Origin of the sequence: Streptomyces sp. NPDC050534 (assembly GCF_044457745.1) — a bacterium.
In the GTDB taxonomy this organism is placed as follows: domain Bacteria; phylum Actinomycetota; class Actinomycetes; order Streptomycetales; family Streptomycetaceae; genus Streptomyces.
On sequence record NZ_JBITHF010000004.1, the window covers coordinates 499,155 to 509,885 of the forward strand.

A 10,731-nucleotide genomic window follows, 5' to 3' on the forward strand; every position below is an offset into this window, starting at 1 on the left:
CCTCAACCCTGTCGACTGCATAGGCGGCTGCGTATACAGGGCGGATGGACAGGAAGGGGCATGCCTCCGGAGTGGTGCATGGCGGCAGGAGGGCGGAACGATGTGGTGCCTGTTCTGGCCTTTCTTGCCCGCTAGGCAACATCACGATTGCGGCATGTGCCTCATGTTGTGGAGAGGTCGTGGATATTCTGTGTCCACCGGTTCTTATTCTTGCATCTCTCCGGGCTGAGGGGACTGTTGTGAGGTTCCTCAATTGTCATGCCGTTTGGTTGATGGGAAGTCAGTTGGCGTCGGCAGCAGACTCCGGGCTTCGATCGGCGGAGGGGCCCGGCAGTGATGCGCCAGTAGGCCGCAAGAGCGACGAACAAGCGCCTTTGCCTATCGCGCGAAGGGCTGCATGAGTAGCGTGGGTTGAGCTGGGCGGATGGCGGGGCCGCTGCCGAGGCGGGACGCAAGAGCGTGTCCGCAGCAGCAGACGGGGCGCGCGGCTGTGGGTGGGGAAGCTGGAAAGGTTTGATGGGGTCCGAGTACAAGCAGTGGCACGACGTGCTCTGCGCAGAGTTCTTCGGTGCGGGCAATGCGCTGCGAAGCACCGTCCTGTACGTCGATGCCGAGCTTGAACGGGAGCTGGCCGAACGCATAGGAACGGGCCTTGCCCAGGCTGTCGTCGGCGAACTTAACTGGAGCGATCCGCACAGGCCGCTGCTCAGCCGCATTCAGCGCGAGTGCGAAATGTGGGAGCAAAACGGGAGTGTGGGCCCGCCGCCGAGCCTGCCGGTGCTGGCCCTGTCCGTGCTGGCTGCTACCTGCATGGAGTCCTCTGACGGCATGCTGAGGAGCAACTTCTACGGGCGGTGGAGCCAGCTGTTCGGCGAACAGCCCTCTACCCCTCGAGCCCACAAACTTGTGCACGCGTTTGAGGACGTGGCAGGGATGTGGGAGGAGCTGGACACCTGGCTTGAGGAGACGGGCGGTCTCTACGGCACCAGCACGATCAGCACTGACGAGTACTACTGGAAGATCGGCTTCCCTATCTCGCAGGCGCTGGTGCGCGGCTCTGACCGGCAGATCCTCACCCGGTTTTTCGCCGCCACCCGCTTGCGGCCGCTCAACCCCGACAAGGTTTCCGGACGCGAGTTGCTGCGGCGCCTGCGCGTGTGGACAGCAGGGCGGGACCGGCACCTGTCGCCTCGGCTCATGGATGAGCTTGCCAGCGCCCTGGATACGGGCGACACTCTGATCGCCAGCCTGGTCAAGCGGCTCGCCGATGACTGGGACGGCACCCTCCACGAGCCGGAGCGCGAGCATCGACGCCGCGCCATCGGACTGAGGCTCGTAGTCGCGGACCGGGGCAGGCGCCTGGAATGGCTCGCCGAAGCGGGCGACGGTATCGATGAGACGCGCGTCGCAGTGCCAGGCGGCCGTACGTTCACGCTGTGCAAGGGGTATGGGGACGTATACGAGGGGCTGGAATCGCTGCACCCCTCCTGGCAGCAGCTGGAACACGGTCTGCGCCTTGAGGGGGAGCAGCTGGTCCTTGAGTGGGCACCGCAGGAGGTGCTGCTGCTGCGGCTGCACCCGCACCTAGGGGAGTGGGTGAGTACGGAGTATTTCGAGCCCGGCGAGCAGCACTGGATTCTCGCCGCTGACTCCGCTGTCCGCGCAGTGCGCTCCATGGTCGATGTCCTCGGCGGCCGTACCGTCCGTGAAGCATCGGCGCCGGTACCGGGGTGGAAGCTGATCAAGGGCGTGCGCGCCGTCAACGGGCGTGCCTTCGCGAGCGCCCTCGACCGGGGCGGAGACCACGCACACGTCCTCGAGCCCCAGATCCGGCACCATGCCGTGCTGTCCGGCGGGCTGCGCATCGCCCCTGAGTACCGGGCGGGCGCCGGAGTGGCCGGCCATTTCCTCCGGGGCGGTGCTCCCGACCTCATGTTGCCGGCCAGCGACTCACAGGACGGCCGTGTGGAAGTCGTCCTCGACGGCCGCACTGAGAAGCTGCGCGCCGATCCCCGAGTGCCCTTCCCTCTTTGCCTGATCCCCCTCGATGAGGGAGAGCACCGTGTGGGCACGGCCCACAGCAGCCAGGTCTTCACACTGCACGACGGACTTCACGAGGGCCTGCCGCCGGGCACCGGGACGCTTGGATACCCCTGCGACCGTACTGCCCGGTCTGAGCTGAGCGAAGTAACGGATTCCGAGGCTGCCATCCGTGGGGCTGCTGCGGCAAGAAGTATCAGCCTCCCGCGAAGCGAGCTGCTGCGCTCAAGTGTTCTGGAGGCCGTGCTGCTGGATCCCCACGGCGGTGTGCGCCGGGCCAAGCAACGGTCGGTCCCGGCCTGGATGACTTCCCGTCTGCCCGCTGCAGCACTTGGCCCCTGCCTTGAGATTGAGGTGCCGGACGGCTGCGTCTGGCTGGTCTACCGTACGGCGGCCCGCTGGTCAGTCAGGGCGCTGGTAGCAGCAGCTGACATACCCGCTCCCGCGCCGGCACCCGACGACTACGCCTGGGCATACGCCGTCCTCAGCGCCGCCCAGCGCCTGCAGGTTCCTGCCTGGCGCGACTATGTAGCTGCAGCGGAAGCGATCAGCGGAAGGCGGGGAACCTGATGACCGATACAGGAGCCCTGCTGCTGCGCTGGCTGAGTGAGCAGGGCGCCGGCACGCTGTCTGATGCCAAGCAGGGCATGTGGTGGCTTGCAGCGAAGCACTGTCAGGACATCGAACCGGGATCCCCGGGCCGATGGCTGCGCGACGCCGTCTCCCTGGCCTACATGGATATCGACTGGCGCAATCGGCGCTGGTGCGCGGCCCCTCCAGTCCTGACCCGCCTGCCGCAGGCGCGGGGGCTGGCGGTACTCACCGGGAGCCGGACGGCCGCGTTTGACGCGCGCGTAGCGCAGGCGGTGGAGGATGGATTGCTGGAGCTGTTCCGGGTGCCCAGTGACCGTCCGCCCACGGACATCCCCTTGCCCCCGTCTCTCATCGTCCAATTTGACGACGAAGCAGGGCTTGCAAGCTGGGCGGCCGAGCTCGGCCTCTCCTACACACCGTGCTTCGCGCTACAAGGAGCTGCGCTCTTGCCGCCGTTGAGCCTTGGAGCGCCGACCTCTGCGCCGGAGTTCGGCAAGCCACTGGAACAGTACGATCTCGAGCGCGGCGAATACCGGCTCGTTCCGCGGCCCCAGGGCGATGGGCTGTACCGGCTCAAGCGGCGCGACAGCAAGCGCGTATGCCAGGTTCTGCGCGACGGGCAATGGTACGAGACCAGCCACGAGCAGGGCGTCTACCTCGTGCTGGAGAGCCGGAGCCGGACTGCGGACGTGCTGCGCTGGCGGCCAGAGAAGGATTCCGGGCGTGAGAGGTTCGGGACTCTATTCGTCGACTGGGGATACCCCCTGCCCGACCTGCACCGGCGCGTGGCCGTGATGTGCTGCGGCCTCGCGCCCCGTATCAACGCCCAAGCCAAGAACCTCGCCTACGACAACGTGCCCCACGCCGTAGCCGCCAAGGTTGCACGATCGCTCGGACAGCATCTGGGGGAGAATGATGAGTGACGCCGCTTCGCAGCAGCCTGGCCGGGATGTGGACATCCTCGGTTCGTTCGAGCACTTGAAGGATGCGCTCTTCCGTTACTACAACACGCCGTTCGGGCTTGCTGACGAGCACCTCGAACGCGAGCGTCAGGACCTGTTCGACGTGAACGGCGGAGCCTGGAGGCGTCCTCTGCTGGAGGTCCGCCCGCGCTACGTTCAGATGGACGCGGGCATCGCGGAATCCGTGAAGGCAGCAGGAGCCCACCCTGACCTGGCGGAACTGGTCCAGCTTGGACTGATGCAGGGTGTCCCCTCCCTGTACGAGCACCAGCACCGGGCCCTGGCTGCGGCTGTGCGCGACGGGCGCGACGTCGTCGTCACGGCCGGCACAGGCTCGGGCAAGACAGAGTCGTTCATGCTGCCCATTCTGGCCGACCTCGTCCGCGAGTCGGCCGACTGGCCGACCGCCTCGCCGCCGTCGAACCGCTGGTGGGTTTCTCCCAACGGCGAGTATCAACCCCAGCGGGCAGGCGAGGCCGGCCGGCACGCAGCTGTACGCGCCCTCGTCCTCTATCCCATGAACGCGCTCGTCGACGACCAGATGATGCGCCTGCGCAGGGCGCTAGACAGCGATGACGCCAGGGCATGGCTTGCCCGGTCGCGGCCCGGCCACCGCTTCTACTTCGGCCGCTACACCGGGGCAACGCCCGTGCCCGGTGAGGTCGGTTCGCCGGCTGGCGTCAAGACGTTGCGCAAGGAGTTCGCCGCCACGGAGGAGCGCTCCCGCCAGGCGCAGAAAGCCTCCGGCGACGGCCGGTACTTCATCCCCCGGCTGGATGGCGCGGAGATGCGCTGCCGCTGGGACATGATCCAGGCTCCGCCCGACATCATGATCACGAACTACAGCATGCTCAATGTCATGCTGATGCGCTCGCGCGAGTCGCAGATCTTCGACAAGACGCGCCGCTGGCTGGAGGAGGTGCCCGACGCCCGTTTCACCCTGGTCGTCGACGAGCTCCACATGTACCGGGGCACGGCGGGCACAGAGATTGCTTACCTCCTGCGCAACCTGCGTCACCGCCTCGGCCTGGACCACAGGCCGGACAAGTTCCGTATCCTGGCCGCCTCCGCCTCCCTCGAAGCCCCCCGTGATCTGGACTTCCTGCAGGAGTTCTTCGGCGTCGACCGCAACCGGTTCGTGGTCCTTGGCGGTCAGCTTGTATTGCCGGCGCACACCCGCACCGACATCTCCCATCACGCCGAGGCCTACGCCGCCCTGGACGCGGATCCCGCGCCCGCCGAGGCCGACCAGTTCCTGGCAGATACCGGTGCCGGTGACGCGCTGGTCAACGCCCTGCGTGATGGTGACCGCCTCATCGCCGACTTCGACGACGCTGTTGCCGCTCGCATCTTCCCTGCCGCTGACACCGCCGTGCAGGAGAAGGCGTTGCGCGGAGTCCTCGCCGCACTGCGACGCTCGGCCGATCCCCGGACGCCCAAGCTGCGCGGGCACCTCTTCTTCCGCAACATCCCCGGTGTCTGGGCCTGCTCTGACCCTCAGTGTCCCGACGCTCCGCGTCCGGAAGGTATGGAGAGGACCGTCGGCAAGCTGTACCCGCGCCCCACGTCGCGCTGCAGCTGCGATGCACGCGTGCTGGAACTCCTCTACTGCCAGAACTGCGGAGATCCGTTCCTCGGCGGGTACGCACCAGAATCGGCCTTCCGTAACGCGGCCAAAGGGCGCCCCTTCGAAGCCGGACTGCTTGCGGACCTGCCCGACCTCGACTCACTGCCCGACGCCGCTGCTACGGGGCCGAGCGCGGCCAACTATGTCGTCTACTGGCCGCGGAAGGACGACCCTGCGGTGGAGAAGCTGGAGTGGAACTCCACCTCGGACAAGGGCACGCTGAGCGCCGACTTCGAGTTCAAGCGCAGCAAGTACGACCCGCGCACCGGCATCCTCCGCAACCAGCGTGACCACACCGGCTGGTCCTTCCACAGCAGCGTGCCGCAGCCAAAGAAGGGACGGCCCCGGCTCAAAGCGGAAGACCTCCCCGCGGCACCGACCCAGTGCCCCAACTGCGGTGACAACTGGGAGGTCAGGCAGGTCGGGACGGAGCATTTCAGCCTCAACGACTCGCGCCGCATGCGTACACCAGTCAGGTCCATGCGTACCGGTTTCGAGAAGGTCAACCAGGTGCTGACCACCGGGATCCTCTCCCACCTGCCGAACAGGCAGGCGGTGGTCTTCTCCGACAGCCGTCAGGACGCAGCGAAGCTGTCCGCAGGCCTGGGGCTGCGCCACTACCAGGACCTCCTGCGCCTGCTGCTTGCCGAGGAGGTCGAGGGCCAGGGGGATCCGGCCGCCGACCTCGCAGCCGTATCGGGCTTCTACCGCAAATCCCCTGACAACCCCGTCGACAAGGAGACAGCCAAAGCCGCCCGCGACCGGCTGCGCGCCCGTGACCCGGAGACCTATGACGCCTGGGTGAAGCTCCAGAAAGCATCCGAAAGCCTCGACGATCTTGACGATGATCTCCCCGACCCGGCAGAAGAGGCTGCGCTCTACAGCCGCCTCAGCCGGGTGCCCAGCCTCGACAGCCACGGCAGCGCGGTAGCTGAACGCCTGGTCCAGCTCGGCATCAATCCCGGCGGCCCGAAAGCGTCCCTGCAGCAGACCAGCTACCAGAATGGCTCCCAGCCGCAGCCCTGGACCTCCCTGTACCAGTGGCCCGAGGTCCCTGGCGGCAAGGTACGTGACGAATCCAGCCTGGTCCTGAGCGAACGGCAGGAGCAGCTGCGCCAGGACATCCGCGAAGCCCTGACCAGCGAGCTGCTCAACGGGCTGTTCGGCAGCGCCGGACGGGACTTCGAGTCTCTGGGCCTGGGCTGGCTCACCCTCGCCACCGATCAGGCACCACTCGAAGCCGAGCGGGCCTCCGATGCCGCGCTGGCCCGGGCCAGCCTGCGAGTCCTCGGCCACATGCGCCGTTTCGCAGGACTGCGCAGCCCGGCTGACGAACCGCCGAAGAAGCTGCGGGACTTCTGGGCCAGCGCAGCGGACCACCTGGGGCAGGATCCGGACGACCTCCGCAATACCGTCGAGCGGATCTGGGGCGAGGCAGTCAAGAAATACGTCATTCAGCCTGAGCACGTCGCCTTGCGTCACGGCCGAGCGGTGTCCTGGACCTGCTCCGTCTGCCGGCGACGGCACCTCCACCCCGGCGTCGGGGTGTGCACGAAGTGCCGGCGGCCCCTTCCTGCTGCGCCCGAGCCGTTCGAGGGCACAGACGCCGACTACTACGCCTGGATGGCGCACAGGCAGTTCGGTGATTTCCGCCTCAACGCCGCCGAACTCACCGGCCAGACCGACCGTCTGGACGCCCAGGCCCGCCAGGCCCGCTTCCAAGGCATCTTCCTCGACGGCAAGGAGCACGAGCTCCCCGATACCCTCGACATCCTCTCTGTCACCACCACGATGGAAGCCGGAGTCGACATCGGCCCGCTGGCCGCTGTCCTGATGGCGAACATGCCGCCGACCCGGTTCAACTACCAGCAGCGCGTGGGACGGGCAGGACGGCGCACCTCGCCGGTCGCGCTTGCACTCACCGTGTGCCGCGGCCGCAGCCACGACGAGCACTACTTCCAAGACCCCCAGCGCATCACCAACGATCCGACTCCGCCGCCTTACCTGTCCACGGACATGAAGGACATCTACCAGCGGGTCCTCGCTGCCGAAGTGCTCCGCAGGGCATTCGACGCGGCGCATGGCGCGGCCGGGGACGACACAGGGACCGATCCGACCCGCAACGTCCACGGCCAGTTCGGCCACACTGCAGACTGGCCCGCCGTAAGTGAAGCGGTCAGCGGATGGATCAAGTCGCATGACGCCGAAATCTGCAGTCTCGCCGAAGCCCTCGCCGACCGCACCCGCAGCACCTGGTCCCCGGCTCAGGCGGCGGCATGGGTGGCCCAGGAGCTCGTCAACCGCGTCACCCAGATCGCCGACGAGCCTCGTGGCCACCACGAACTCAGCCAACGGCTGGCGGAGTCAGGCCTGCTGCCGATGTTCGGATTCCCCACCTCAGCCCGCTACCTGTACACCAAGCGCCCTTCCGAGTCCTACCCCTGGCCGCCGAGCGGAGTGGTCGACCGGTCGCTGGACATCGCGATCTCGCAGTTCGCTCCCGGCGCTGAGACGGTCAAGGACGGACAGGTCCACACGGCAGTCGGCGCAGTCGCGTTCGAGCCGACCGGGCGGGCCCCGCGAGCCGTGCAGGAACCGCTCGGGCAGCCTGTCCTCATCGGTATCTGCCGTGCCTGCGGACACCTCGCAGAGGACGTACAGGCGCTGCCGGAACAAGAGGACGCCCCACCGCAGCCCTGCCGCGCCTGCGGAACAGCCGACGGCTCCTACCGTGAGATCGAACTGCGCGAACCGGCCGGCTTCTACTCCGGTAAGGCACGCGACTTCGACGGCAACTTCGCATGGAGGGCCAGGTCGCTCGCCCCCCGCACTGCCGCCGACCTTGAGCACGGCGCACCGCTGAAGATCGAGGCACCTGGCATGGTGGTCCACGCCGGCAAGGGCGAGCGGTACGCAGTCAACGACAACGGCGGCCGACTGTTTCAGTTCTCAAAAGTAAGCCCGACCACACGCTGGTCCGGCGCCTATCTGGAGGCCGGGGCGGCGGATTTGTTCCCATGGCTTGCAAAGGACATCGCCGCCGACGAGGAACCGCTCACCACCGCTATCGGCGCCACACAGCACACGGACCTGTTCCTGCTCGGCCCCCAGGCAAGCGAAATTCCAGCGCTCGGTCTGCGCCTGAACCTCACCTCCGTGCCGCAGAGCACCGGCTTCCCCGACGACCGCTCGGGGCGGCGGGCGGCCTGGTACTCGCTGGCCGCCCTGCTGCGCACCGCCGCGGGCTCGCTCCTGCAGGTGCAGCCCAACGAGATCGCATCCGGCATCCACGGCGCAGGCTCCGGCAGCAGCAAGGCACGCACCTTCGCCTTCCTCTCCGACACCCTGGACAACGGCGCCGGCTACTGCACACACCTCGCCGAACGGGAGGTCTTCGAGCAGCTCATGGCGACTGCCAACAGGATGCTGGCCGGCTTCGCGGACGGTGCGCACGGCCGGGACTGCCGCGGCTCGTGCTACCAGTGCCTGCGCGACTACACGAACATGGCGTACCACAGCCTCCTGGACTGGCGACTGGCCGGGGAACTCCTGGCCATCCTCCAAGGCACAGGCGCCGCCAGCAGCCAGCATGGCCGCCGGGCTGCGGGACTGCTGCGGAACTGGGCGTCCGACTTCCCGCCCGGCGATGCGGAATTCGTGGACGACCTGGGCGGCACCGGCCCTGCGGTTCTCTTCGAAGAGCGGGTCTGGGTCGCGGCCAAGGGCCCGTTCGAGGCAGCCGACGCCACGCTGTCCTCCCCCCGCATCAGCTCTGTGCGCGACGCCGCCGCAGCTGACAGCCGAGACGTTGCGGACGTGGCATTCGTCGACGACTTCCTCCTCGACAAAGCCCCTGCCCGGGTGTCAGCCATGCTCGCTGACTTCGACGGGGTGTAGAAGATCCGCCCCTTGCGGCTTTGGAGCCGCAAGGGGCAACGGAAGCTGAGAGGCAGCACAGCCGCTGCAGCCGCGCGCGCCCGCCGACTGAAGGCTGCTTGTGCCAGGATGATCGGCTAAGGGAGGGTCATGGCCGAGCCGCAGGGGAATATGGACGACCCGGTACTGCTGCAGCGGTTTGCAGCCTGGCTCCAGCCCGGGCCGTCGGCTGAGGACGCGGAGCGCAGCGCCTTCTTCAACGACGGCGTCATCGTGCTGGACACGAACGTCCTGCTGAGCCTGTACGAGTACACCGAGACCTCCAGGAAAGAGGTCCTGTCGGCACTTGAGCAGACCGCAGGACGGCTGTGGATGCCCTACCAGGTCGGCCTTGAGTTCGTCCGCGGCCGCCGCAGCACACTGGAATCCCGCAAAAGGGCTCTCGCTGATGCTGCCTCAGAGGTCAACAAGAAGCTCATGGCAGCCCGCAAAGCGATCGTCGAGGCGAAGAAGGTCGTGTGTACCCAGCTCGACAAGTACGCCCGGGCCCAGCAGGAGATAGCGGGACTCGACGCACTCGTCGCGGATTCCGGCGTCGATGCTCACCTCGACGTCTACCGTCATGAGTTCAAACGTCACCTGGACATGCTCAAAGCCGACCACGGCTTAGCACTGAACTCCGCCGATGCGGAAGACCCCATTCTTAAGCGCATCGCGAAGCTCTACGGGGAAAGTATCGGCGAGCAGCCGGACGACGACATCCTGCGAAAGCGTCTGGAGGAGGCGACCGCCTTCCGGTTCCCGAACAAGATCCCTCCCGGATTCTCCGACTCCGACAAGGACACGCCGCTGAAGTCGGCTGGCGACTTCCTCCTCTGGGAAGAGCTGATCGCGCATGTCCGCCAGTTGCCCCCCAGTGGTCGCCGCGTGTTGTTCGTGTCGAATGACACGAAGGAAGACTGGTACGAGCAGGGCTCCGGCTCAAGCAGCTCCCGTCCGTGGCCGAGCCTTGTCGACGAACTGAGGCGGAGGGCACAAGCAGACTTGAGGATCGAGACACCGCCGTACTTCTTCGGCGGGGTCAGGGAGTTCCTGGACGCTGAGCTCGCCGCGGATACTTACGCGGAGATCGAGCGGGTGTCGGAGGCATTCGAGGCGAAGATCTCGGACACACCGCTGGTGGTCACGGAGGAGACAGCGTCTCACCTAGATCCGCCGGAGGGGTTGGCGCTTGATGCGTTCAATTCAGTGGGGCTCGTCTCTCCGGCCGTGCGTGCGGCTGTGGAGTCGGCGTCGCCGTCCCAACGGTTGTTCCAGTGGTGGCTGATCGGTGTGACAGCTCAGCTCGGGCGGCGGGACGCTGGAGAAGCGGAGCCGTCTGTAAGCATTGCTGCGGCCACACGAAGCAGCAAGCCGCTCTCCCGGGACTGGGTACCCGGTACCGCCCTCTCTCCAGGCGAGTGGCTCCACCGGGATTCATCGTGGATCGCACCGTGGTTCATAGACCTGCTGGACTCCATCCCACAGGCGGACCGCACTATCCTGCGTCGTCTGGCAGCGCAGCAAGCGGAGAGCAACAGGCGCTCCGGAAGCTGACACTTAGTTAGGACTCCGGAGGCCCTTTCGGGAATT

General features: G+C 67.0%; 4 protein-coding genes. All 4 read left to right on the plus strand.

The window, feature by feature from the left end; translation table 11 throughout:
* Positions 1-516: 516 nt before the first annotated feature.
* The 4 genes from ACIBN2_RS16630 (at position 517) to ACIBN2_RS16645 (ending at position 10,695) form a co-directional block, all read left to right on the plus strand.
* A complete protein-coding gene (locus ACIBN2_RS16630) occupies positions 517-2,610 on the plus strand; it encodes a hypothetical protein (RefSeq protein ID WP_399135090.1) in 2,094 nt (697 codons plus the stop codon).
* The gene (locus tag ACIBN2_RS16635) at positions 2,610-3,557 is read left to right on the plus strand and encodes a hypothetical protein (protein WP_399135091.1); all 948 of its coding nucleotides are present in this window, start codon (positions 2,610-2,612) and stop codon (positions 3,555-3,557) included. Before ACIBN2_RS16630 ends, ACIBN2_RS16635 begins: the two co-directional genes overlap by 1 nt.
* Complete coding sequence (locus ACIBN2_RS16640) at positions 3,547-9,120, plus strand: DEAD/DEAH box helicase (protein ID WP_399135092.1); 5,574 nt, start codon at positions 3,547-3,549, stop codon at positions 9,118-9,120. The genes ACIBN2_RS16635 and ACIBN2_RS16640 overlap by 11 nt, the downstream gene beginning before the upstream one ends.
* A gap of 129 nt (positions 9,121-9,249) precedes the next feature.
* A complete protein-coding gene (locus ACIBN2_RS16645; RefSeq protein WP_399135094.1) occupies positions 9,250-10,695 on the plus strand; it encodes a PIN-like domain-containing protein in 1,446 nt (481 codons plus the stop codon).
* Positions 10,696-10,731: the final 36 nt, after the last annotated feature.

Bases quoted from the DNA above. Each gene is read 5' to 3' on its own strand.
- ACIBN2_RS16630 (WP_399135090.1), top strand. From the start codon at position 517: ATGGGGTCCGAGTACAAGCAGTGGCACGACGTGCTCTGCGCAGAGTTC.
- ACIBN2_RS16635 (WP_399135091.1), top strand. From the start codon at position 2,610: ATGACCGATACAGGAGCCCTGCTGCTGCGCTGGCTGAGTGAGCAGGGC.
- ACIBN2_RS16640 (WP_399135092.1), top strand. From the start codon at position 3,547: ATGATGAGTGACGCCGCTTCGCAGCAGCCTGGCCGGGATGTGGACATC.
- ACIBN2_RS16645 (WP_399135094.1), top strand. From the start codon at position 9,250: ATGGCCGAGCCGCAGGGGAATATGGACGACCCGGTACTGCTGCAGCGG.